23 protein-coding genes, 1 tRNA gene and 1 riboswitch are annotated in these 25,567 nt (G+C 33.5%); of the genes, 4 read left to right on the top strand and 20 right to left on the bottom strand.

The window, feature by feature from the left end:
* Positions 1–4: 4 nt before the first annotated feature.
* The 10 genes from nuoF to BUB32_RS09410 all read right to left on the bottom strand — a co-directional run bounded on the left by nuoF (position 5) and on the right by BUB32_RS09410 (position 7,330).
* Complete coding sequence (nuoF, locus tag BUB32_RS09455; protein WP_072969169.1) at positions 5–1,795, bottom strand: NADH-quinone oxidoreductase subunit NuoF; 1,791 nt, start codon at positions 1,793–1,795, stop codon at positions 5–7.
* Between the two features lie 14 nt (positions 1,796–1,809).
* Complete coding sequence (locus tag BUB32_RS09450; protein ID WP_072969168.1) at positions 1,810–2,175, bottom strand: (2Fe-2S) ferredoxin domain-containing protein; 366 nt, start codon at positions 2,173–2,175, stop codon at positions 1,810–1,812.
* 2 nt (positions 2,176–2,177) lie between these two features.
* Positions 2,178–2,723 carry an ATP-binding protein gene (locus BUB32_RS09445; RefSeq protein ID WP_072969167.1) on the bottom strand — a complete coding sequence of 182 codons (546 nt, stop codon included), beginning with the start codon at positions 2,721–2,723 and terminating at the stop codon, positions 2,178–2,180.
* Positions 2,724–2,736: 13 nt separating this feature from the next.
* Positions 2,737–3,219 (bottom strand): NADH-quinone oxidoreductase subunit NuoE family protein, encoded by a 483-nt coding sequence (locus BUB32_RS09440; RefSeq protein ID WP_072969166.1) that lies wholly within the window; start codon positions 3,217–3,219, stop codon positions 2,737–2,739.
* A 168-nt stretch (positions 3,220–3,387) separates the two neighbouring features.
* Complete coding sequence (locus BUB32_RS09435) at positions 3,388–4,095, bottom strand: PHP domain-containing protein (protein WP_200773873.1); 708 nt, start codon at positions 4,093–4,095, stop codon at positions 3,388–3,390.
* Entirely contained in the window at positions 4,092–4,427 is a 336-nt protein-coding gene (locus tag BUB32_RS09430) for a DRTGG domain-containing protein (RefSeq protein ID WP_072969164.1), read from the bottom strand. Before BUB32_RS09430 ends, BUB32_RS09435 begins: the two co-directional genes overlap by 4 nt.
* Before the next feature lie 6 nt (positions 4,428–4,433).
* On the bottom strand, positions 4,434–5,741 hold the full coding sequence (locus BUB32_RS09425; RefSeq protein ID WP_072969163.1) for a [Fe-Fe] hydrogenase large subunit C-terminal domain-containing protein: 1,308 nt from the start codon (positions 5,739–5,741) through the stop codon (positions 4,434–4,436).
* A gap of 8 nt (positions 5,742–5,749) precedes the next feature.
* Positions 5,750–6,199 carry an ATP-binding protein gene (locus BUB32_RS09420; RefSeq protein ID WP_084727009.1) on the bottom strand — a complete coding sequence of 150 codons (450 nt, stop codon included), beginning with the start codon at positions 6,197–6,199 and terminating at the stop codon, positions 5,750–5,752.
* A complete protein-coding gene (locus BUB32_RS09415; RefSeq protein ID WP_072969161.1) occupies positions 6,156–6,524 on the bottom strand; it encodes a DRTGG domain-containing protein in 369 nt (122 codons plus the stop codon). The genes BUB32_RS09420 and BUB32_RS09415 overlap by 44 nt, the downstream gene beginning before the upstream one ends.
* 14 nt (positions 6,525–6,538) lie before the next feature.
* On the bottom strand, positions 6,539–7,330 hold the full coding sequence (locus BUB32_RS09410; protein ID WP_072969160.1) for a hypothetical protein: 792 nt from the start codon (positions 7,328–7,330) through the stop codon (positions 6,539–6,541).
* A 136-nt stretch (positions 7,331–7,466) separates the two neighbouring features.
* Here BUB32_RS09410 and BUB32_RS09405 point away from each other — a divergent pair, with 136 nt between their 5' ends.
* On the top strand, positions 7,467–8,024 hold the full coding sequence (locus BUB32_RS09405) for a lytic transglycosylase domain-containing protein (protein WP_072969159.1): 558 nt from the start codon (positions 7,467–7,469) through the stop codon (positions 8,022–8,024).
* A 302-nt stretch (positions 8,025–8,326) separates the two neighbouring features.
* Here the strand turns inward: BUB32_RS09405 and typA are convergent, their stop codons facing one another.
* The 10 genes from typA to BUB32_RS09350 form a co-directional block, all read right to left on the bottom strand.
* Complete coding sequence (gene typA, locus BUB32_RS09400) at positions 8,327–10,150, bottom strand: translational GTPase TypA (RefSeq protein ID WP_072969158.1); 1,824 nt, start codon at positions 10,148–10,150, stop codon at positions 8,327–8,329.
* Between the two features lie 206 nt (positions 10,151–10,356).
* Positions 10,357–11,280: a C40 family peptidase gene (locus tag BUB32_RS09395; protein ID WP_072969157.1), complete on the bottom strand. Its 924-nt coding sequence runs from the start codon at positions 11,278–11,280 to the stop codon at positions 10,357–10,359.
* A gap of 5 nt (positions 11,281–11,285) precedes the next feature.
* Positions 11,286–11,418, bottom strand: a riboswitch (cyclic di-AMP (ydaO/yuaA leader).
* Between the two features lie 157 nt (positions 11,419–11,575).
* Positions 11,576–11,660: transfer RNA gene (locus BUB32_RS09390), tRNA-Leu, on the bottom strand.
* Positions 11,661–12,342: 682 nt separating this feature from the next.
* Positions 12,343–13,926, bottom strand: a complete 1,584-nt coding sequence (locus BUB32_RS09380; protein WP_072969155.1) for a peptide ABC transporter substrate-binding protein — start codon at positions 13,924–13,926, stop codon at positions 12,343–12,345.
* A gap of 19 nt (positions 13,927–13,945) precedes the next feature.
* Positions 13,946–14,980: a nicotinate phosphoribosyltransferase gene (locus BUB32_RS09375; RefSeq protein ID WP_072969154.1), complete on the bottom strand. Its 1,035-nt coding sequence runs from the start codon at positions 14,978–14,980 to the stop codon at positions 13,946–13,948.
* Between the two features lie 75 nt (positions 14,981–15,055).
* Positions 15,056–15,616 carry a lytic transglycosylase domain-containing protein gene (locus tag BUB32_RS09370; protein WP_072969153.1) on the bottom strand — a complete coding sequence of 187 codons (561 nt, stop codon included), beginning with the start codon at positions 15,614–15,616 and terminating at the stop codon, positions 15,056–15,058.
* Between the two features lie 23 nt (positions 15,617–15,639).
* Positions 15,640–16,236, bottom strand: a complete 597-nt coding sequence (gene coaE / locus BUB32_RS09365; protein WP_072969152.1) for a dephospho-CoA kinase — start codon at positions 16,234–16,236, stop codon at positions 15,640–15,642.
* A gap of 10 nt (positions 16,237–16,246) precedes the next feature.
* Positions 16,247–18,865: a DNA polymerase I gene (gene polA / locus BUB32_RS09360; RefSeq protein ID WP_072969151.1), complete on the bottom strand. Its 2,619-nt coding sequence runs from the start codon at positions 18,863–18,865 to the stop codon at positions 16,247–16,249.
* Positions 18,866–19,217: 352 nt separating this feature from the next.
* Positions 19,218–20,366: a DUF4349 domain-containing protein gene (locus BUB32_RS09355; RefSeq protein WP_072969150.1), complete on the bottom strand. Its 1,149-nt coding sequence runs from the start codon at positions 20,364–20,366 to the stop codon at positions 19,218–19,220.
* The gene (locus tag BUB32_RS09350; protein WP_029687866.1) at positions 20,363–20,938 is read right to left on the bottom strand and encodes an RNA polymerase sigma factor; all 576 of its coding nucleotides are present in this window, start codon (positions 20,936–20,938) and stop codon (positions 20,363–20,365) included. The genes BUB32_RS09355 and BUB32_RS09350 overlap by 4 nt, the downstream gene beginning before the upstream one ends.
* 205 nt (positions 20,939–21,143) lie before the next feature.
* Between BUB32_RS09350 and BUB32_RS09345 the strand changes: the two genes are divergently transcribed.
* The 3 genes from BUB32_RS09345 (at position 21,144) to BUB32_RS09335 (ending at position 25,553) form a co-directional block, all read left to right on the top strand.
* A complete protein-coding gene (locus tag BUB32_RS09345) occupies positions 21,144–22,883 on the top strand; it encodes a sensor histidine kinase (RefSeq protein ID WP_072969149.1) in 1,740 nt (579 codons plus the stop codon).
* Complete coding sequence (locus BUB32_RS09340) at positions 22,855–23,622, top strand: LytR/AlgR family response regulator transcription factor (protein ID WP_072969148.1); 768 nt, start codon at positions 22,855–22,857, stop codon at positions 23,620–23,622. Before BUB32_RS09345 ends, BUB32_RS09340 begins: the two co-directional genes overlap by 29 nt.
* A gap of 134 nt (positions 23,623–23,756) precedes the next feature.
* On the top strand, positions 23,757–25,553 hold the full coding sequence (locus tag BUB32_RS09335; RefSeq protein ID WP_072969147.1) for a carbon starvation CstA family protein: 1,797 nt from the start codon (positions 23,757–23,759) through the stop codon (positions 25,551–25,553).
* The last annotated feature ends 14 nt before the right edge of the window (positions 25,554–25,567 follow it).

Raw genomic sequence — 25,567 nt, 5'->3', positions numbered from 1 at the left:
TTAATTATTTTTTGTATATCGCGCCAAATGGACATTTTTCAATACAGGTACCACACTTGATACATTTGTCTTGGTCAATTACATAAGGTACCTTTGGTTTTCCGGAAATCGCATTGACAGGACAATTTTTAGCACAAATTCCACAGCCTTTACACTTATCTGGGTCAATATAAAATCTTAAGAGGGCTTGGCATACACCAGCAGGGCATCTTTTTTCTTTTATATGCGCCTCATATTCATCTCTGAAATATCTAATTGTAGACAAAACCGGATTTGGCGCTGTCTGTCCAAGTCCACATAAAGCTGTAGCTTTGATAGTTTTAGCAAGTTCCTCTAATTTTTCAATGTCTCCTTCTTCACCTTTACCAGAAGTTATCTTTTCTAAAATCTCCAGCATCCTTCTTGTACCAATCCTGCAAGGCGCACATTTACCACAAGACTCATCAACTGTAAATTCAAGGAAGAACTTTGCAACATTAACCATACAGGTATCTTCATCCATTACAACAAGTCCACCTGATCCCATCATAGATCCTATATTTATTAAAGAATCATAATCTATTGGTGTATCTAAATGCTCTGCAGGAATACATCCACCCGACGGTCCTCCAGTTTGAGCAGCTTTAAATTTCTTTCCGTTGGGTATTCCTCCGCCTATTTCGTATATAATTTCTCTTAAAGTAGTTCCCATTGGAACTTCAATAAGACCTGTGTTGTTTACTTTACCAGTTAAGGCAAAAACTTTTGTTCCCTTCGATTTTTCTGTACCTATGCTTGAAAACCATTCACCACCATTTAAGATAATCGGTGGAATATTAGCAAATGTCTCTACATTATTTATAATTGTTGGTTTATTCCATACACCTTTTACAGCAGGAAATGGCGGTCTTGGTCTTGGTTCTCCTCTTCTTCCCATTACTGAATTTAAAAGGGCAGTCTCTTCTCCACAGACAAAAGCACCAGCTCCTAATCTTATCTCAATGTCAAAATCAAAACCTGTCCCAAATATGTCTTTTCCTAAAAGGCCATATTCTCTAGCCTGTTCAATAGCAATTTTAAGCCTTTTTACTGCCAAAGGATATTCCGCTCTTACATAAATATATCCATGGTTTGCTCCAATTGCGTATCCTGCTATTGCCATCGCCTCTAAAACACTGTGAGGGTCTCCCTCCAATATGCTTCTATCCATAAAAGCACCAGGGTCTCCTTCATCGGCGTTGCAGACTACGTACTTAGGAGTTTCTTTCTGGTTGTAAGCAAATTCCCATTTTACACCTGTTGGGAATCCACCGCCACCTCTACCCCTTAATCCGGATTTTTTGACTTCTTCGATAACCTCTTTTGGTGTCATTTGAGTAAGAACCTTTGCCAACGCTTTATATCCATCAAAAGCAATTGCTTCTCTTATATCTTCAGGGTTGATAATACCACAATTTCTAAGAGCAATTCTCTTTTGCTTTCTAAAGAAAGAAGTCTCTTCCAATGGCTTTATAGCTTTTTCCGTTACACTTTCTCCATAGAGATATTTCTTAACAGGCCTTCCTTTTAGCAAGTGCTCCTCTACAATTTCAGGAACATAGTCAGGTTTAACTCTGCTATAAAAAACTCCTTCAGGATACACTACAACAACTGGTCCCAATTCGCAAAGACCAAAACATCCTGTCCTAACAACTAATACTTCTTTATCTAGACCAGCCTTTTTTATTTCCTCTGTAAAACGCTCTGCGACTTTATCAGAATCTGAAGATGTACATCCGGTACCACCGCATACCATTACGTGTGACCTATAAAGCATGCTATTTCCCTCCTCTATTCGTAATTTTCAATAGTCCATTCTATGATTGGATGACCATTTATAACATGTTCAACAACTATTTGTCTTGCCTTTTTCTCATCAACCTTTACGTAGGTTACTTTTTCTTGTCCCGGAACATAAACATCTACAATAGGTTCTAGTTTACACATACCTATACAACCAGTCTCTGTGACAATTACATCATTCAGATTTCTTTTACTGAGCTCATCTAATATCGCCATCATGACAGGTCTTGCTCCTGCTGCAATGCCACAAGTGGCCATTCCAACTGCAATCCTTATGCCTGACCTATCTTTTCTCAAATTTATTTTTTCTAATGTCTCTTTCCTGATTTTTTCTAATTCTTCTATAGATTTCATTATTACACCTCCATATCACCTTTCATATTCTCTTTTACATATTCCTTTATCCAGTTTAATACTTTGATGTCATTTATATTGACTTCCCTTATTATTTTTTTGAGTTCTTTAGTGTCAAATAAGAATTCGTAGTTATCCTTGTTATATTTGTATACAATATCCACTTCTGGTGCAGATAATATCAGTGACACAATTGTTGAAGCCATATCTCCTATTGGAACAAGGTCTACACTGGAAAGTTTAAAAGTGCCTATTATTTTTGTTCCTTTTCCTTCTTCAGAAAAAATCTCAAAGTTTCCTCCACACAGCTGGACAAGCTCCTTAAAGAGCGGAATTCCAAGTCCTACTTTTCTTTCCTTTCTTGTGGTTATAAAAGGGTCTGTGACTTTTTTTAGAAATTTTTCATTCATTCCACAACCATCATCCTCTATAGATACTTTAAGCATATCTTTTGAAGTATCTATATTTATTTCAATATAAATATTTTTTGCTCCCGCTCTTATGCTATTTTGTGACAAATCTAATATATAAAGAGCTAATTCTTTCATAACAATCAAACTCTTACTCAAATTTACTTAATATTTCATCCACATCATCCGGAGTTAATCTTCCAAAAACTTCACCATTTATCATCATAACAGGAGCCAATCCGCAAGCTCCAAGGCATCTGGTAGGTTCTAAAGAAAATTTCCCATCTGGAGTTGTTTCGCCTACTTGAATTCCCAATTTCTCTTTTATTTTTTCCAGCACCATTGCAGCTCCTCTTACATAACAAGCTGTTCCCATACACAAATTGATCTTATATTTACCCGAAGGCTTTAAAGTAAACCTTGAATAAAAAGTAGCTATTCCAAATATTTCTGTCAAAGGCACATTCATTTCTTTTGAAATATAAAGTTGAACTTCAATCGGAAGATATCCAAAAATTTCTTGAGCCTCATTCATAATTGCAATCAAAGAACCGGGGACATTTTTTAATTCCTCCAAAGCCTTTTTAAACCTCTCTACTTTCTCTTCACCGAATTTTTGGCATAAGGTCTCCATTTATTTCCCTCCTTGTGAATTAAAAATTTCATATCCAACATCTTATATAAATTTTTTGTTCATTATTCGTTAATATTATATCATAACTTTATTAAATTTTTAACAACTTTTTATAAAAAAATTTTTATTTTCTGATAATCCCAACTAATTTAGTAGGATTACAAAAACTCAATAACCGCAAAGCCAGTACACAATCCTTTTTAATTCTGACTTACATAGTAAGAATTCCTCTCTTTCAGAAATATCTCCTAAATAATGGGCATCTGACGACCTTATAATTTTATATTTTCTATATTCAGGATATGAGTGCAAAAAATTTTCTGTCACAATACCTTTTGATATCTCAATTGTTGTTAAATTTTTAATATTAGGGATAAATCCAAGATTTGATACAATACTATAGGCAGACCGATCCACATGGGCAGGGACCGCTACCCCCTTGCCCTCCATGTACTCAAAAACTTCATTAATATTCAAATTTGTTGAAGTTAACAATGAGTAATCTACTTCTTCTATAACATTGTCTTCTTCATCCATCACAAATTGATTCCCAAAGATTGTTTTTTGATTTTTAATTTTTATCAAATTCTTGTTAATAATTTCACTAAATTTTACGCATTCATCTACTGAATAAAAATAACAAAGTACGTGAACCTCTTCTTTTGTTTGTACCTCTATACCAGGAACTACTATCAAGCCTTTTTTTAATCCAAGATTATACACAGCTTTCACATTTTTTGCACTGTTATGATCTGTTATAGCTATTACATCAAGTCCTTTTATAGAAGCCATATTTACAATATTGTTAGGAGTCATATCATCAGAAGCACAAGGAGATAAGGCTGTATGAATGTGCAAATCATAGTAAAGCATCACTTCATCATCTCATACAAAGTTATTGCTGCTTCATAAGAAGTTCCTGTAAAACTTAATATAGGGATGCCTTCTTCATCAGCCTTTTTCTTAGCTTCCTCATCTAATTTCGCGTCTTCAGGAATTATTATACAACTTATTTCGGCCAGCAAAGCTATTGCTACTATATTTACATGAGTTTGAATTGTTATCCAGGCGCTCTTTGCTTTTGCATGGGCCATAACCCAACTTAAAAGGTCACATATATACACCCCTTCAATTTCTTTGTCAATTCCGTTGTCACCCGCAACTAATCTAAATCCTTTCTCAACAAGCTCCACTACTTTTATCCTCATAACATTTCACTCCTTTCCTTCGCTTAAAACTGGAGGAATTTTACCTGCCAGATCATTTAATTCTTGAGCCAAATTTTTTATTTTGTCTTTTAATATAAAAATGCAATCATACTCAGTAGCAAAACCTTTCACTATATCTTCTGCCAATGCCCTACAAGTAGGTGAACCACAAGAACCACAGTCAAGTCCTGGTAATGCTTTGTATTGTGTGTCTATTTGTTTCATCATTTCAAGTGCCTTAGAAATGTCTTTGTCCAACTTCATAACTTCGCTTTTTTCTATTTTCTTTTTCCATTTCACCTCTTCAAAAACAATCTCTTTCTCATCAAACAAAGGTTCTTCTCTTTTATGAAGTTGTTCTGTTAGTTTCCTTATTCTGTTTTTAGCCACAAAATTATTTTCAACAGTCAAAGGTCCACCAATACATCCACCAATACATGCAAGCCCTTCAAAAAAGTCTAAATCATTCAATTTTCCTAATTCAATCTCTTCTAAAACATCCACAACATTGTGTATCCCGTCTACATAAATACTATTTTCTGCAAAAGTACCAAAAGCCTCTCCACCAGAGTTTGCCCAGCCAACCCCTATCATCGAAGCTTTGCTTAAATCTCTAACCACAGTAATCTTAGCTTTTTGAATAATTAGACCATATATTTCTTTCATAGAAAAAACCCCATCAATTTTGGATTTTTCTATACCAATAGGATTTTTCACACTTGTCACTTTTGCAGCACAGGGAGAAATGAAAAAAACTCCTATTTCCTCTTCCTTCAGTCCCGTCTTTTTAATTGCTTCCTTTTTAGCTAATATTGCCGCAGTATCCATAGGAGAACATATATCCAATAAATTATCAATTAAAGAGGGAAATCTGATTTGTACGAGTCGCACAACAGCAGGACACGCAGAAGATATAACTGGCTTTCTTAAATTTCCTTTTGCCAATGCTTCCCGGGTAAATTTAGAAACAATTTCAGCAGCATATGCTACTTCAAAAACCTCATCAAATCCTATATCCAGTAATGCACTCAATACTTGATTAATAGTCAAATCCCTAAATTGTCCATATAAAGAAGGAGCAGGAAGTGCGATCTTGTACTTAAAATTTTTCATCATATCCAAACTATCAGTTACCGCCAATTTAGCATGATATGGGCACACACGTATACACTCACCACAATCTATACACCTTTCATTTATAATCATTGCTTTCCCATCTCTTACCCTTATTGCCTCTGTAGGACATCTTTTTATGCAATTAGTACACCCTCTACATCTATCCTTATCTAATGTCACAGAGTGAAAATATGACATTTTATCACCTACTCAAATAAAATTTCCATCACCACAATTGTTACATCTTTACTGCTTTTTATCTCCATGAAATCCGAATTTTCCTTCATATTAGGAAGCCCCATGCCGGCTCCAAATCCCATTTCCCTTATTTCTTCAGGAGCAGTAGAATATCCTTCTTTCATGGCAAGTTCAATGTCTTCTATTCCTGGACCTGTGTCTTCTGCAGTTATGCGTATTTTATCGCCAAAAATTTCTATTTTCATGTGACCTCCATAAGAATGAATTATTATATTCATCTCTGCTTCATAACAAGCTATGCAACTTCTCCTTACAACATCTGGATTTAAGGAAAGCTGTTTTAATACTGATCTCAAATTGCTAGAAACCTCTCCGGCAGAATCAAAATCTCTCGCTTTAACATCAAAATCTAAACTATAAAGTACCATTTCCTTCACCACTTCTACAAGTAAGCCCATTAGAATACAAAAGGCCACAAGCTATATAAAGAGGATGTTTTGTTTTCATTATCACAAGTCCTGCTTTTTTAGCAAGTTCCAATATGTCATCTCCCGGATTCTTACCTCTTACAAACACTATACATTTAATATCTCCTACTACCTCTGCAGTCCTTATAACCTGCACATTGGTAAGCCCTGTCAAAAGCACAGCCTTTTCGTCACGTGATGCTAAAACATCACTCATCAAGTCTGCTCCACAAGCAGTAAATACTTCTTCTTCTAATTTTTCTTCCCCTACCATAACTTCTGCATTTAAAATTTCTTTTACCTCTTTTAATTTCATACCTTAACACCTCATTATTGGTTTTGCGTAACAATTGTCTTTAAAAAGGTATTATATTCTTCGCAAGATTGCCATAAACTTTCTTGCAATAAACTAAAGGTATTCCCATCTTCTAAAGCAGCTGATATTTCAATTTTTTTAATATCATTTGTTATTTTATCAACAATATCTATCGTCTTTTGTATTAGTATTGTCACTTCTTCTTTTTCAAAATTCCCTTTGTCAGTTTTAAAACTATCTACTTTTCTCTCTAAGTCCTCTAATTCTTGTTTTTGTAATTTGTCATTAGAAGCTTTGTAAGAAAGAGCTGACATATAATTAAGAATTTGTTGAAAATCTTGTGATTTATTTATAAAAACATCCATTTCTGATGTTAATTTCTTGTCATATACAATTTTTATAGAAGGCCCTCTTTTTACATATACTTCACTGGAAATACCTTGCGATTTTAAGTAGGATGAAAATAAAGTAGACTGTTCTCTGTCTAAAAATATTCCACCTATTAACAAATATTTGTCAGAATCTTTACTAACAAAGGAATAAACTCCCTTCATCTTCATTAAATCATCATGATACTTTGCAGTATCAAAATCTGAATAGCTGCCTAAAACAACTTCAAACAGGTCAATTCCTTTAACAACCATCTCTTTAAGATTATCACTGTCATTTGTTTTTGAAATGTTAGGCTCTACAATATCTTTTGAAATGAAATAACCTGCTAAAAGAGAAACTAGAGGAATTATTAATACAACAATTAAAACTTCCACCATTCTTTCGTTTTTCATCTCTTTATCAACCCTTATTATAAACCTTTACTTATATTATACTATACTTCTTTAAAAAATCCTTTAAAAATTTTAATAGGACTTTTTTACTAATTTGCACTTTTAAAAGAGGTTTTAGAAGAAATTTGTCGAATTATATACTATGGGAGGGATTGAATTGACAAATATTGTAAATCAAATAATTGAAAATAAATTCCGAGAAATTCAAAGCAGACTCCCTGCTAATATAAAAATATTTAACACTGATAAACCTTTTACTGAAGTTTTAAATAATGCTATAGAAAATCAGCAATACGATTCAGAAAATATAAATAATAATGCACTATCAAAAAATACAAATTTACAGCAAATTAACGATTTAATACAACAGACCAGTCAAAAATATAATGTAGATGCAAATCTTATTAGAGCGGTCATCAAAGCAGAATCTAATTTTAATCCATTCGCAGTTTCTTCAGCAGGGGCGATGGGACTTATGCAGCTTATGCCTTCAACTGCAAAAGAACTGGATGTAGCCAATCCCTTTGACCCTTCTCAAAATATAGACGGAGGAGTAAGATACCTAAAAAATTTGTTAGACACTTACCATGACATAAGATTAGCATTAGCTGCCTATAATGCTGGTCCTCAATCAGTAGAAAAATATCAGGGTATTCCCCCTTACCAAGAAACTATAAATTATATAAACAAAATTTTAAATGACTTATATAAATAGAAGGAGCCATAAAGCTCCTTTAGACTGTATACAAACTTTCGGAAATAGGATATTTTGCATAAAGCACGACTTGTGACAAAGCGTTAACAAAACTTAGCGAGACCGAGGGCGGAAGCAGGGCCGAAGCCAAGGATGGCGGAGGCGGACACCTGAGACAGGAGGTCGAATGTGCCCGTGACCCTGCTGGAACCCGAAGGTCGAGCTTAGTTTTGTCGCTTTGGGACATCGGAGTGACGATGCAAAATATCCTATTTTAAAAAATTTTTACTTTGTCAACAAGCTGAAGGATCCATAAAGCTCCTTTATTTGTTATATTTGGCATTTTTATATCTCTGTTGAGAATCCAAAATCTTTTTTCGTATTCTAATGCTTTGAGGAGTAACTTCAACCAATTCATCATTATCTATAAATTCTAATGCTTCTTCTAAAGACATCTTTTTTACAGGTGATAACCTCAAAGCTTCATCCGCCGTTGCAGACCTTAAATTTGTCACATGTTTTTTCTTACATACATTGACATCAATATCTTCACTTCTTGAATTAACTCCCACAACCATCCCTTCATACACTTTTGTACCTGGCTCTATAAAAAGTGTACCTCTCTCTTGAGCATTGTAAAGGCCATAAGTTGTCGCAACTCCTGTCTCAAAAGCTATAAGAGCGCCTCTCGTACGAGAAGGAATGTCTCCTTTGTAAGGTTCATAATCATAAAAGACAGAGGTCATTATGCCATTTCCTTTTGTATCTGTTAAAAATTCAGACCGATACCCTATTAAGCCTCGTGTAGGTATTTTAAACTTAAGCCTTATAGTTCCTGGCTTTAATGTGTGCATATCCATCAATTCAGCTTTTCTCGGCCCTAATTTTTCCATTACAACTCCCATATATTCTTCAGGAATATCTATTGTCAAAAGTTCAACAGGTTCCATTTTTACACCATTTATTTCTTTAAAAATCACCGTAGGTTTAGAAACCTGCAATTCATACCCTTCCCGTCTCATAGTCTCAATTGAAATAGAAAGATGCAGCTCTCCTCTTCCAGACACCTTAAAAGAATCAGTAGAATCTGTTTCTTCAACTCGTAACGCGACGTTTGTCTCTAGCTCTTTAAAAAGCCTTTCTCTTAAATGTCTTGAAGTAACGTATTTACCCTCAGTTCCAGCAAAAGGACTGGTATTTACACTAAAAGTCATAGAAACTGTAGGCTCTTCTATTCGAACAAAGTCTACCGCTTCAGGATTATCCTTATCTGCAATGGTCTCTCCAATCTCAATATCGCTTATGCCAGAAACCGCCACAATATCTCCCAAGCTTGCTTCTTCTACTTGCACTCTTTTTAATCCTTCAAACTGATATAGATTATTTATGTGAACTTTTTGTATTGACCCATCTCTTTTACATATAGACGCTTCTTCCCCTGAAATTATTTTTCCTCTAACTACTTTTCCAATGGCAATTCTCCCAATGTAATCATCATAATCTAAAGTAGTCACTATAAGTTGCAATGGTGCCTCAATATCTCCCATTGGTGCAGGAATATAGTCTAAAATTGTATCAAAAAGAGGTCTCAAGTCATGAGACTCTTCTTCTAAACTTAATTTTGCTATACCTTCTTTTGCAGATGTGTAGACAACAGGGAAATCAATTTGGTCATCATTTGCTCCTAATTCAATAAATAAATCTAAAACTTCGTCAATAACCTCTTCCGGTCTTGCATCAGGTCTATCAATTTTATTTATAACAACTATAGGTTTTAGATCCAGTTCCAACGCTTTACTTAACACAAAACGGGTCTGCGGCATAGGTCCTTCAAAAGAATCCACCAGCAAAAGTACCCCATCTACCATTTTTAATACTCGCTCTACTTCACCGCTAAAATCTGCATGTCCTGGTGTATCAACTATATTTATTTTCACATCTTTATATCGTATAGCGGTATTTTTAGCAAGAATTGTTATGCCTCTTTCTCTTTCCAAATCATTAAAATCCAAGATTCTTTCCTCAACTTTTTCATTTTCCCTAAAAATACCGCTTTGTTTAAGCATGGCATCAACCAAAGTAGTTTTTCCATGATCAACATGAGCAATAATGGCTATATTTCTTACATCTTCTCTTACAAATTTCATAAGGTATCTCCTTCCATAAAATAGGCTATATCGCGTATACAGTATTATATAATATCTCAAGGAATAAAAATAGTCAATATAAAAAAGAGCACTCTCTACGAGCACTCTCCGTTTGCTTACAAAATCCCATGAGATTAATAAAATTTTTAAAAAAATCCTTACATCGTCCCTTAAATATTCCACCGGGCCAACACTAATAGTTGACCCTATTTTATAATACGTCTCGCAGTAACGTAATGATCCCTATAATATCCTTCATATAAGGGACTTATCATAACCATTCCCCTACCTGAAGAACTATTTATAAATTCCCCATTGCCTATGTATATTCCTACATGATTTATAACACTGCTTCCCAGCGTCTTAAAAAACACTAAATCTCCTGGAACTAAACTGTCATAACTAACCTTTTCTCCTACTGTAGCTTGCTCATCTGCAGTTCTTGGCAAAGCAAAGCCAAAATTCCTAAATACATAGTAAACAAAGCCGGAACAATCAAATCCTTTTGGAGTTGAACCTCCATAGACATAAGGAGTTCCAACAAAAGATTTAGCAAAATCTATTAACTTATCTGCCAAACTTCTATCTACTTCGCCTCTTGAAACATTCGATGAGCTTCTTACTGCTAAATATTCTCCGTAAATCCATCCTTCTCTTCCATCAGAAAGCTTTATCTTGTACCACCCATTTTGATTATCTAATACAGTCACTGTAGTATTTTTGTTAAGCTGTGTTATAATTCTACCCGATAAACCCGCTTCACTTCTCACATTAACATAACTACCTGTCACTATACCAACACTTGCTGATCTTTCCGAATCTCCTCTTGAGACATTAGAAGGATTTCTTACAGATAAATATTCACCAAAAATCCATCCTTCTCTTCCATCAAAAAGCTTTATCTTGTACCACCCGTTTTGCTTATCTAACACCGTCACTGTGTCATTCCAATTTAAGCGAGTAATAATATTTCCTGATAAGCTTCCTTGAGTTCGCACATTTACATAATTGCCTGTCACCTTTCCAATTCCTAATACTTCCGCAAACGCCGGGTTCAAAAAAGAACTACCTATCAGCGTCGCGCCAAACACAGAAATTCCAAAAATCATCTTTCCTATTCGCTGATCCACTGCAAATCTCCTTCCTTTATTGCCTCCGGAGTTAGCTGTCGGGTGCGGGACAGAAGGTATCCCTACTGCAGCTTAAAGCTACAGATTAACCCCAAAAAGCGGTTCCTCCGTACCTTTCGGATTCGGCAAGATTGCATATTTTGTCCTTTTGTCTTATCTTATCATATTACATAGTCAAAGTCAATGTTTACATTACATTTTCTTAAACTTTTTAATCTTTTTTTAATATATTTTATAAAAAATTAATAATTTGTGTGACAAAAAAATAAAAGGCTTAACGCCTCTTTCTCTTTTATGGTGCGGAGGGTGGGACTTGAACCCACACGGGAAACCCCATACGCCCCTCAAACGTACGCGTCTGCCAGTTCCGCCACCACCGCATGCTTTATTTAATTTCGTCACACTATGAATTATATAATCTTTTTAGGTCAGTGTCAATACCTATTTTTAGTCCTGTGTTATTATTTTGTGATATTGTCATATTAAAAGTATTCTACTAATTTATTTCTTAGTCTTTCTTATTAATTATGAAAATTAACGAATACCCTGATACAACAGCCAGTGCATTAATGATATGCTCTGATATATATACTAGATAGAAGAAATCTAACGAAACAGGGTAAAAATAGGGAAAAACTATGATAACTAAAGGTAAAATAAAAGTTAATAAATATTTATAATTTATCCCCCATTTACCTTTTTTCTTAGCTTCACTCAAAAAAAAGGGAATAGTTAATAATATCCCTAAAACAAAATAAAAAATTAGATTGCTCCATATAAGTATTATTTGGTTATATGTAATTTCCGAAATACGGTTCATCTTTTGAAGTAATATGTTACTTACAATTAAATAAGTATATATTAGCAGTATAAAAACAATCTTAAACTTTACATTTTCTTTTTTCATTAACAATCTTCCTTTCTTTATTTTTGTCAACTATTATTCTGTTAAGGATGGTGTCAAGATACTGTAGGATAATTTTCAGTACAACCCTTGAAATATCTTAAATCAAAGTTTTTACGGTATGCTTGTTTTTCTTTAAATTCTAGGATAACTTTACACTACTTTTTTATATACCATTTTTCTATATTGTTAAAAACATTAAATCCAGTAGGGCCCACAACTTTTACATTGTCATATGCCATAACTGCTCCTTCAATATAGAAAAGGCCAATTATGGGTTGTTCCTCTAAAAAAACTTCTTCCAAAGCTTGATAATCTGTTTTTAAAGAATTCTCTTGTGAATCATAAAAAATTCTACTATATATTTCATCAACTTTAGAATTACTATAACCCATAAAATTGTCTTTGCCTTTTGTCATAAACATTGTAGACATATCTTGATTATAACTTAAATTCCACTCCATTAACGCCAAATCAAATTTACCTGAATATACAGAACTTAGTAAATTGTCCCAATCTTTTGGTACAATGTTTATTTCAATTCCTACATCTTTTAAATTATTCTTTATAATTTGAGCAACTTTAATCAAATATGGATTATTTGCATTTACCAGCAAATCAAATTTGAGCTGATAAGTTCCATTGCTTCTTATCCCTTTAACTAAATTCCAACCACTTTCCTCTAATATTTTATTTGCCTCTTTTATATCGTAACTATGAGATACTATTTTATTGCTATAAAGCCATGAATCAGGACGGACCGGAATACATGACTTTAACCCATGACTAAAATATACTTCTTTTAAAATTTTGTCAACATCTATTCCATAGCACATTGCTTTCCTGACATTTGAATCTTTCAAAGCTGGATTTTGATAATTAGGAGCCATAAATACATAATCTTGCATAACATATTTGTAAATATTTACATTTGAAAGTTCTTTATACTTATCCCAGTCTATGTCATTTAAAAAAGTAAAATCTGCTTCTTTGCTTTGAAAAGATGTTATCATAGCATTTTCATTAGGCACAATTTTAAATACTATACTATCTATATAAGGTTTGTCGCCTCTATAATAAGGATTTCTTTCAAAAATAACTTCTCTGCCAACGCTGTAAGAAGATATCTTATATGGCCCTGTACCAATAGGTACAATATCTTTATTTAAAATATCTTCCTTACCTTTATATTGATGCTCTGCTAGAATAGGAAAAGTAAACAAAGCTATTGGGTTCGCAACAGGTTTATTTAGAATAATTTCAAATTCATAATCCCCGTTTGTCTTATAAGAGGAGAGATAGTTAATGAGAATGTCCTTATAAGGGCTTTTTACATCATTACTTTTAAAAGAATCAAAAGTAAATTTTACATCATTAGCCGTAAAACTTACTCCATCCTGCCATTTAACATTCTTTTTTAAATAAAATTTTATATTAAGTCCACTTATTTCCCAATTTTCTGCTAATTGAGGAACAGGCTTTAAAGTTTTATCCAAGGTAACTAATCCTTCTAATGACAAATTCAACATTTGTCTTACTCGTTCATTGTCATTTAAAAAAGGATTTAATGTATCAAAAGAAGTGATATTTATTCTTAAAGTGCCACCCTCTGCAGGCTTTTCTTTTTCAATATCAGTTTTATCCTCAGAGGTTTGCGGGAAATTTACCATATTTTGTGGAGTTGTTTTGCATCCTGTAAAAATAAACATCAAAATGAAAGATAATATAATAAATTTTCTCATTAACTATCATCTCCGAAAACTATTTTATCTTTTTCAGCTTTTTATTTTCTATAATACCAGGAATTCTCCCTCTTTTAGCAATAGGTACTCCTTCTACTTCTTTTATATCCATTGTCATGTCAATAGGCTGAGCATCAGATATGTAACTTCCTACTCCAAAAGCATCTGCCCCACTTTCAGAAAGTTCTGCAATTCTTTCCGGATTCAAACCTCCAGAAACTATAATTTTTACATTTGTAAATCCTTTTTGATTTAATCTCTGCCTTAGTTCATACACTAAACTAGGTGTAACTCCTCCTCTTTCTGATGGAGTATCAAGTCTTATTCCGTATAACCTATCCCCTAAAAATTCAGCAACCCTCAACGCCTCTTCCACTTCGTCTTTAAAAGTATCAACTAAAATGGTTATCTTCTCATCAGGTGGAGTTATATCTCTGTAAGCTTTTGCCACTTCTAATGTATCTCCTGCAATCAAAAATGCAGCATGAGGCACTGTCCCTCTAGGGTCTTTCCCCATTAATTTTGCCCCTAAAACACAACTCGCATCATCTGCCCCTCCAACGAGTGCCGCCCTTTCCATCACAGGTGCCACAGCTGGATGTACATGTCTCGCTCCAAAACATAGTATTGGTTTGTCTTTTGCAACTTCTTTAAGCTCTCTTGCTGCTGTTGCCCAACCAGAAGAACTTGCAAGAATTCCTAGTATTGCCGTCTCATAAATTCCAAATTCACTATAAGGCCCTTTTATCCTCATTACTGTATCTTTAGCTTCAAAAGTGTCTCCTTCTTCCAAAGACCATACTTCCACATTTTTGTCTTTAAGTAAACTCATTACTTCTGGTAACCCTGCAAAAACTCCTCTTTTTCTTGGAAATATCTCTGCTGTGACTATTTTATCTTGTACACCAAGATATGATAAAATATCCTGGGTTCTTAAAAAATACACATCTGTAGTCCATGCATTTTTTATTTCTTCATGAGTAGCTGAGAAAAACTCCCTATCTTTTTCGATTTTTACTTCATTTAAGTCTTCTAAATACTTTAATAGTTTCATTTGTGTCCTCCCTTTTTATTTTCTTTTTTAACGATACTATTATACCAATTTTTCAACTTTTTTTGTATATTCATATCAACTTTTAGTTTCATATATAAATTTATATATCTGATAAACTGCTAACACTTTTTTTATATATCTATTTGTCTCAGGATAAGGAACAGTATGTAGCTGTTTCCCATCTTTGGAAAATCTCTTATCCTTAAGCCATGCATCTACATTTCCACTACCTCCGTTATAAGCTGCTATAGCTAACTGTATATTTCCATTAAAAGTTTTAAGAAGATAGCTTAAATACCATGTCCCCATCTGAATATTGTATTTAGGCTCAAAAAGCATATCATCGTTGTAGTTTTTTATATCTGCTTTTTTAGCAATCCATCTTCCAGTATCTGGTAAAATTTGCATTAATCCTATAGCATTTTTGCTAGAAATTGCCTCACTTTTAAAATTACTTTCTACTTTTATTACAGCAAAAATAAGATATGGGTCTACGTCATACTCTTTTGCGTAATAAACTACATAATTCTGGTATTTAAGAGGATAAATTTTTTTTAAAAAATAATGAGTATTTAACTCGTAAGTAAATAAAAGACCTACTAATATCAAAAATATTACCGCAACTTTTTTCCTCAAAATAACTCCTCCGATATTATGATTTATGTTACAAATCTTCCCCAAAATAGTGTAACTTGTTTTTCCATAGCTTTAAAATCTTTGCTATTGTTTATTATAAAATCTGCGTACTTCATCTTTTCATCCAAAGGCATTTGACTTTTTATCCGGTTTATTGCGTCTTTATAAGAAAGCTTATCCCTTTCCATAATCCTCTTTATTTGAGTTTTTGAATCTACTACTACTAGCCAAACCTCATCTACCATTTTATAAAGTTTCATTTCAATTAAAAGAGCTGCATCTAATACAATTGCCTTTTGCTGATTTTTTTTTCTTTCTTCTTCTATTTTTTCTTTTATCCGCTCTATTATTATAGGATGAGTAATTTCATTTAATTTTTTAAGCTTCCTTCTGTCAGCAAACACAATATTACCCAATTTTTTTCTGTCAATTTCTCCGTCTTCCTTTAAAATCTCTTTTCCAAAATATTCTACAATTTTATTATATGCTTCTGTTCCTTTTACCATTATTTCTCTCGATACAATATCTGCATCAATAACCATAGCACCCATCTTCTTTAAAAGCTTAGAAACAGTGCTTTTTCCTGATGCAATACCGCCAGTAAGTCCAATTACTTGCATTTTGTACACCTCACTTGGCTAAAAACCAATTGGGCCCTACTCCAATTTCCACTACAAGAGGAACTTTTAATTGTACTACATTTTCCATATTATTTTTGAGTATCTTTTTTACGATTTCTACTTCATCTTTATAAGTATCCACTACAAGCTCGTCATGAACTTGTAATATAAGCTTAGACTTAAGGTTTAATTTTTTTAAATCGTTGTATACCTTAACCATTGCCATTTTTATTATATCAGCCGCACTTCCCTGTATTGGAGCATTCATTGCTAACCTCTCACCCTGCGACCTTTGAGTAAAATTTTTTGAGTTTATCTCAGGAATATATCTTCTTCTGTTCATTATTGTAGTCACATAGCCATTTTCTTTTGCAAATCGCACTATTTTTTCAATGTACTCTTTTACTCCTTTATATTTTTCAAAATAGTTATTTATGTATTCTTTTGCCTCTTTTCTTGATATTTTAAGGTCTCGAGAAAGCCCATAATCGCTAATGCCATATATTATGCCAAAGTTTACGGCTTTTGCTGCTCTTCTCATTTCTGGTGTAACTTCCTCCATTGGGACTTTAAAAACCTCCGAAGCTGTCCTTAAATGTATATCTTCGTTATTCATAAAAGATTCTATTAGCTTCTCATCCCCCGAAACATGTGCTAAAACCCTTAGTTCAATCTGAGAATAATCAGCTGAGACAATATACCCATCTTTAGTCCGCGGAATAAAAGCTCTTCTAATTTGTCTGCCAAACTCTTCTCTTATAGGTATATTTTGTAGATTCGGCTCGGTACTGCTTATTCTGCCTGTAGCAGTAACCATTTGTTTAAAATTAGAATGTACTCTATTGTTTTCATCCATGAGAGGCAAAAATCCGTCTATATAAGTAGATTTAAGTTTTGTAAGTTGCCTATACTCTATTATATCACTGACAACATCATTATAAGGAACTAATTGCTCTAAAACTTCAGAATCTGTAGAATATCCCGTTTTTGTTTTCTTTATTACTGGTAAATTTAACTTTTCAAACAAAAATTCACTTAATTGCTTAGGGGAATTTACATTAAATTGATATCCTGCTTCTTTATAAATTTTGTCTAGTATTTCTGCTATTCTATCATCTATCTTTTGTGAAAGCTCTTTTAGAACTTCTTTATCCAATGTAAAGCCAGTTACTTCCATTGATTTTAAAACTTCTACAAGAGGCATTTCTATTTCTAATAAAAGTTTTTTCATGTCCATTTCTTCAATAAAATTCATCAACTTTTCTCTTAAATCAAATAGATGCACACATCTACTGCAAATGTAATCTGCAAGTATATCTTCCCCTATTTCTTCAAGCTTCTTTTTATCCCTACCTTTGCCAAATACCTCTTCATAAGATGGAACATCCACCTTTAAATATTTTTTCAGCACGCGGTCCAAATCATAGTTAGACTCAGAAGGATTTAAAAGATAAGCCATTATAGCAGTATCTATGTACTTGCTTTTACACTCTATTCCTTTATAAGAGAGTTTAACTAAAAAATCTTTTATTTCGTGGGTTGTAAATTCAAACTCTTCTTTTTCAAAAATCTCTTTTAAATCTTCTATTTGAAAAACATCAATATAAACAGTATCCCCTCCTAAAGAAAAAGCTATTTTCTTTATTTCCCCTTCATAAATTAGTGGATAAAAAGCAATATTTCTGCTGTCTTGCAATAAAGTTATTAATTTTCTTATATCTACTTTTGACCATTTTTGAACTTTATGATTATTTACAATCTCTATATTATTTTTTTTCTTTATGTTATCAATCAAACTAAAGAATTCTAATTTATTAAAAAGCTCCAAAAGCTTCTCCTCATTAAAGTCTTTTACTCTATATTCCTCAAAATCTATCTCAATAGGAATGTCTCTTTTTATAGTAGCAAGTCTTTTACTCATTATAGCTAATTCTTTATTATTCTCTATATTTTCCTTTATCTTACCTTTGAGTTGAGAAAGACTTTGAAGCAAATTTTCAACACTGCCAAATTCTTTTAAAAGTTTAATCGCTGTTTTTTCTCCTATATTAGGTATCCCCGGGATATTATCAGATTTATCCCCCATTAACCCTTTTAAATCAATAAATTGCTGAGGAGTTATTTCATATCTTTCTAAAACAGCCTTTTCGTCAAATTCCTCCATCTGAGTTATACCCTTTTTAGAAATCTTAACTTTCACTTTATCTGAAACTAATTGAAGCGCATCCCTATCTCCTGTAACTACAAGCACTTCCATTCCTTTTCCCTCTGCCAACTTTGAAATAGTACCTATGATGTCATCGGCTTCGTAACCTTCTAATTCTAAAGTCTTTATATTAAAGCCATCTATAATTTCTTTTAAAAGGCCTACTTGTTCTGCTAGTTCTTCAGGCATCGCTTGTCTTGTAGCTTTATAGTCTTGATACTCTTTGTGTCTAAAAGTAGGAGCTTTTTTGTCAAAAGCTATAGCTACGTAATCAGGTTTTTCCTCTTCAATAAGTTTTATAAGCATCATAGTAAAGCCATACAAGGCATTTGTATGTAATCCTTCACTTGTAGTAAGCATTGGCAAGGCATAATAGGCTCTGTACATGAGGCTACTCCCGTCAATTACTAAAAATTTAGACATTAAATCACTCCCATTTTTATTTCTTTGTATTTTAATATACCGCAAAAAAAAGAAGATGTAAATTGTCATCTTCTCAGATTGTAGACAAACTTTCGAAAATAGGATATTTTGCAATTGGCGCGACTTGTGACAAAGCGGCAACAAAACTTAGCAAGACCGAGGGTGGAGGCAGGGCCGTAGCCACGGATGGCGGAGGCGGGCACTAAGACAGGGATGTCGAATGTGCCCGCTACCCTGCCGGAACCCGAAGGTCGAGTTTAGTTTTGTCGCTTTGAAACATCGGAGCGACGATGCAAAATATCCTATTTTAAAAATTTTTGACTTTGTCAACAAGCTTAGAAGATGTAAATTGTCATCTTCTCTTTTTGATATAGATATACACTTTATAACCGATTAAAACCAGGACAATATAAGGCAAAATTATCACCAATATTATTATCAACTTCTTTATAAAAAACATTAAAAAATTTACATTATTTACAAAAGCTTGTTTTGCCTCTCTACCGATTTCCCTAAAAGAACCTAGAGTCGAAGATTTCTCAATCCTGGAAACCTCTTTTATTGAAAGATTTATAGTTCCTAGACTCGTAAGATTTTCCCATACTTTTAACTGTTCTTTCATTGATTCTATTTCGCTTCTTATCCTGTTTATTTCGGATTCTACTTCAAGCATTTCCTTGACTGTAGGAGCCTTATTCATAATGTCTTGAAGTTTTTGTTCCTCTATTTCTAAGTTTTTTAGCCTTGCTTTTAAATCATAATACTGGTCTGTAACGTCTTTACTATCTATTCTTAAAGCTGTTACTTTACCAAATTCTTTAATCTGAGAAATCACACTTTCAAATTTATCTTCCCGCACCTTCAAAACAAGATTTATCCTTTTGGTATCATCGGTAAATACTGTTTCATCGGAACTTTCAATAAAGCCTTTTGCTTCTTTTACCAATTTAAACACTTTATCATAACATACGTTAACATCTTCTACTTCTAAGGAGACAGTTGCATTTTTTGTAATTTTCCTTGAAGTTCCTGCTGGCAATCCTCTTTGACCAGTAATTGAAAACATATTACCTTCATTATTAATTCCTTCCTTTTTAGACAAATCAGCACTTTGAGTCATTTTGATATTGTTTAAAGGAGCACTCGATTCTATTCGTGAAGATTTATCAAATTTAAAAATATTTACTACAAATACTGTCATAAGTATGAAAGAAGCTGCAATAACTGCTACTGTTAACGTCTTTTTTAACCTTTCTTTTTTCTTCTCTAAAATATTTTTCTGGTTAACCAACTTTTCGTGTATTTTTTTATTGAAATCTTCAGGTAGTTCTAAAGGAGGCGTATTTTTTAAACTTTCTATTATATTTTTCTCCAGTTGATATTCTTTTCTGCAACTTTCACAGCTTTCTATGTGCTTTTCTAATTCTTCCTTTTGTGCTGCATCCAATTCACCATCTATATATCGGTGTATAAGCTGAAGTGCCCTTTTGCAATCCATCATACTTGCCTCCTTTCGTCTAATGATAAAAATTCTGGCAAAGACTTTATTCTCTCTTTAAGCAGATTCCTTGCTCGCCACAAGCGAGACTTTACAGTGCCTAAGTTTAAATTCATTATCTTGGATATTTCTTCATAGTTTAAACCTTCTATATCTCTTAAAATCAAAACCACTTTATAGTCTAGAGGAAGTTTGTTTATTTCCTTCATTACAATTTCTGCAGTTAATTTTTTATCTACCACCTCTTCAGGAGTTTCAAAATCTTTTACTTCATTTTCAAATTCTTCTATCTTTCTAAAATTACTTCTTTCCACATTTCTTTTTCTTAAATAATCTATAGCACAGTTTATAGCAATCCTATAAAGCCATGTCCTGAAACTGCTATTCCCTTTAAATTTTTTTATATTTAAATATGCTTTAAGTAACGTCTCCTGAGTGAGGTCTAGTGCTTCTTCCTTATCAAAAACAATTTTTAATATCACGTTGTATATGTACTTTTGATGCTCGCTTGTGAGAATTTCAAAAGCCTCCACCTCTCCAGCTTTTGCCCTTTCCAACAACTCCTCCTGTCCCACCTTCTAACCTCCCTTTCATTTAATTTAGACGTAAAAAAATAAAACTTGTTCCCAAATATTAAGATGCAATATATGGAAAATATGTGTTGCAGGAAAAAAGTTATTTCTGTAGAATAAATATAATTAAGATGTATATTAATAATACGACATGTTGATTACTTTATCCTTCTAATTTAGAAAATTTTTGATAATGGAGTGAATAAATATGTATGAGCTTCTGATAATACTTGCAGAAAGGTTTAGCATAATAGCTCTTCTAGCTTTTGTGCTTTCTAAAGCGGAATTTTTCAAAAAAATAATCTATAACAGCCGCGTTACAAAAAAAGACCTTCTTTTGACTATGGTCATCTTTGGGGTAATAGGTATTGCAGGAACTTACGTCGGTGTACCTATAAAAGACGCTATTGCAAACTCAAGAGTGGTAGGTCCAATGGTAGCAGGTTTAATAGGAGGCCCTTTAGTAGGTTTAGGTGCAGGATTAATAGCAGGAGTTCACAGATTTTTTTTAGGCGGTTTTACAGCAATGTCTTGTGGTATATCCACCATTTTAGAAGGATTTTCTGGTGGACTTATAAGAAAATATTATAAAGGGGAACATGTCCCTTGGGAATTGGCATTTGTAGCAGGATTTATAGGTGAAGCTGTACAAATGTTAATCATTTTAACAACTGCCAAGCCTTTTTCCCAAGCTTTAGAATTGGTAGATATTATAGGATTACCTATGATGATAGTAAATGCAACAGGTATTGCTGTATTTATGGTAATAATCAAATCCGTATTTGATGAAAAAGAACAAATCTCTGCCATGCAAGCAAAGATCGCCCTTGAAATTGCATCCAAAACTCTTCCCTACTTAAGAAAAGGACTAAACGAAGAGTCAGCGCAAAAAACAGCTGAAATAATATACAATTCCACAAATGTATCGGCTGTTACACTAACCGATAAAAAGAAAATTCTAGCCCATGTAGGTATCGCTTCAGACCACCATAAACCTGGTACACCAATACTTACGCAAGCAACAAAAGCAGTTTTAAAAACTAAAAAAATCCGCATAGCTAAATCCAAAGAAGAAATCGGATGTTCCCATGAGGATTGTCCTTTATCCTCTGCTGTAGTTGTACCTCTTTTTAAGTACGATAAATTGGTAGGAACATTAAAACTCTACAAAGGAGGAAGTAAATCGAGAAATAATGTCATCTCAAATACAGAAATTGAACTCGCTAAAGGATTGGGACATTTAATATCTTATCAGCTTGAAATCGCTGATGCGGAATACCAAAGAAAATTAGCTGCTGAAGCAAAACTTAACGCTTTACAAGCTCAAATTAATCCTCACTTTTTGTTTAATGCTTTAAATACAGTCATATCTTTTATAAGAACAAAACCTGATGAAGCAAGAGAACTTTTAATAAATTTAAGCGAATATTTTAGACACAACTTAAAAAATATAGGAAAGTATGTTACTATTGAGCAAGAGTTAAACAACATCAATGCTTACCTATATATAGAAAAAGCTCGCTTTGGAGATAAACTAAACATAGAACAAGACATTGAGGAAAGTGTACTGTCCTATTTTATGCCCTCTTTTACTCTTCAGCCAATAGTTGAAAACGCGGTAAAACACGGTATCCTTCCAAAAGGTGATGGGGGAACTATCAAAATTAAAATAAAAGACGAAGTAGACTACATTAGCTTTTGTGTAGAAGACAATGGAATAGGAATAAAACAACAAGACCAGCAAAATCTTTTGAGAAAAGGTTTTGGCAATGGAGTAGGAATCGGTCTTTATAATGTAAATGAAAGGCTTACTACTATATTTTGTAAAGAATGTTCTCTAGTAGTTAAAAGTGAAGAAAACATTGGCACAAAAGTCTCTTTTAAAATACCCAAAGCTTACTTAAAAAGGGATGATGTATATGAAGAAGTTGAAAGCGTTAATTATTGACGACGAACCACCTGCACGAGATGAACTCAAATATCTTCTTAGTGAGTATGAAGACATAGAAATTGTAGGAGAGGCTGACAACGGTCTTGCAGCGCTAAAATTGATAGAAGAGTTAAAGCCTGAAGTAGTATTTCTCGACATAAACATTCCAAAAATAAACGGTTCCGATGTAGCAAAACATATATCTTCTGTCGGGAAACTGCCTTATGTGGTTTTTGTAACCGCTTATGATATACATGCAATAGAAGCTTTTGAAATAGGAGCCCTTGACTATCTTTTAAAACCAATAAGTCAGCATAGGTTATATAAGACATTGGAAAAAATAAGAACCTTTTATAAAGATACGGACTGGAAGCAACAATATAATCCCTCCTTAGAACTCGAAAACAAAAAAATAGAAAAATTAGCTGTTGAAAAAAAAGGAAGAATAAAACTTATCGATTTAGATGAAATAATTTTTGCAGAAGCCTATGAAGGAGACGTTATGGTAAAAACAAAAAATGACAACTTTATATATAAAGGGACGATAAAAAGCCTTGAAGAAAAGCTTAAAGAAAATGCCTTTTTTAGGATTCAAAAAAGTTACATTGTAAACTTAAATAAAATAATAGAAATTTTACCTTGGTTTAAAGGCACTTACTGGGTGGTAATGGATGACAACAAAAAAACCCAAATACCTGTAGGTAAATCTCAAATAAAAGAGCTAAAACTTTTGCTGGGTCTTGACAGGGATAATTAACCCTGTTTTTTCTTTTTATCTATATATATTTCTTTTTATAGTTTAATTTCTTCTTTTCATGTTAGATTAAATGAAATCGTTTAAAATCTGTGTTAAAGTTATATTGAAATCTATGAAAAAGAGGAGGTTCTTATATGAGTGCAATGGTATTAGTCATCATAGCAGCAAGTGTATACGCTTTAGCGTACCGATTTTACGGAGCCTTCATTGCTGCCAAAGTTTTAGCATTTGATGAAAGCAGGACAACACCTGCTTATAGACTGGAAAATGGCTATGACTACGTTCCAACTAACAAATGGGTCCTTTTTGGTCACCATTTTGCTGCAATAGCCGGTGCAGGACCTCTTGTAGGACCAGTACTTGCTGCACAATTTGGTTATCTGCCAGGAGCATTGTGGATTTTAATTGGCGCAGTACTGGCAGGAGCAGTTCACGACATGGTAATACTTTTCGCTTCTGTAAGGCATGATGGATCTTCTATAATAGACATTACCAGAAAAGAAGTAGGTAAAGTATCAGGAGTAGCAACTGCTATAGCTGTTATTTTCATACTTGTGATTGCAATGGCAGGTCTTGCACTCGTTGTAGTAAATGCCTTGTACAACAGCCCATGGGGAACATTTACAGTTGCTGCCACAATTCCCATAGCAATATTTATGGGAATATACATGAAATGGATTAGACCTGACGATGTAAAAGGAGCAACAATAATAGGTGTGACTCTTTTGATATTGTCCGTTGTAGCAGGTCCATACATTGAACACACAGCTTTAGCCAGTTATTTAACATTTAACCAAAAAGAAATGACTGTAATACTGGCTAGCTACGGTTTCATTGCAGCAGTATTACCCGTATGGCTTTTGTTAGTACCCAGGGATTATTTAAGCACCTATATGAAATTAGGTGTAATGCTTCTTCTTGCAATAGGAGTCATAATTGTAAATCCTGCTATAAGAATGCCTGCTGTAACACAATTTGTTTCAGGAGGAGGTCCTATAATCCCTGGAAAAGTATGGCCTTATGTGTTTATAACAATAGCCTGTGGAGCTTTATCTGGTTTTCATTCTCTTGTGTCATCTGGAACAACGCCTAAAATGATAAAAAACGAAAAAGATATACTGCCTATAGCTTATGGAGCAATGTTAGCAGAAGGTTTTGTTGCAATGATGGCTTTAATCGCTGCCACAAGCTTGATTCCTGCTGATTATTTCGCCATAAATGTAACTCCTGAAGTCTTTCAAAAGTTGGGCATGAAAGTTGTAGACCTACCAGTTCTATCCCAATTAGTTGGAGAAAATGTAGCAGGAAGACCAGGGGGTGCAGTAACTCTTGGTGTAGGTATGACATTTATCTTCTCTAAAATTCCTTTTTTAGAGCATCTCGGTGCCTATCTCTATCATTTTGTAATACTATTTGAAGCATTATTCATCTTAACTACAATAGACGCAGGCACTCGTATTGGAAGATATTTGTTACAAGAAGCAGGTGGAGCAATATACAAACCTTTAAGAGATAGGAATTGGTGGCCAGGGATAATTCTGACAAGTTTCTTGATGTCTTTTGCATGGGGTTACTTAGTATATGGTGGAAACATTTCAACAATATGGCCTTTGTTTGGAACTTCCAACCAATTACTTGGAGCAATAGCTTTGGCTTTGGGAACAACTGTCATTATTAGAAAAGGAAAACCTCAATACATGTGGATAACATTAATTCCTTTCATATTCGTAGCTGCAACCACTTTGTACGCTGCATATTTAAATATAGTTACCAACTACCTTCCAAAAGGTAACATGCTACTTGTCGTACTTTCGCTCGCAATAATACTACTGACAATAATCATTATAATAGATTCTGTAGTAAAATGGTATGGATGGCTTAAAAAAGGAAAGCTCACAAAAGAGGCAATTGAAGCAAGTGTATTTAATTAAAGTAGCTTTCGAAA

The sequence above is a fragment of the Thermoanaerobacter uzonensis DSM 18761 genome, assembly GCF_900129115.1.
Lineage (GTDB): Bacteria > Bacillota > Thermoanaerobacteria > Thermoanaerobacterales > Thermoanaerobacteraceae > Thermoanaerobacter > Thermoanaerobacter uzonensis.
Note: the sequence above shows the minus strand (reverse complement) of the source record. Positions and strands in the feature narration are given on the sequence as shown.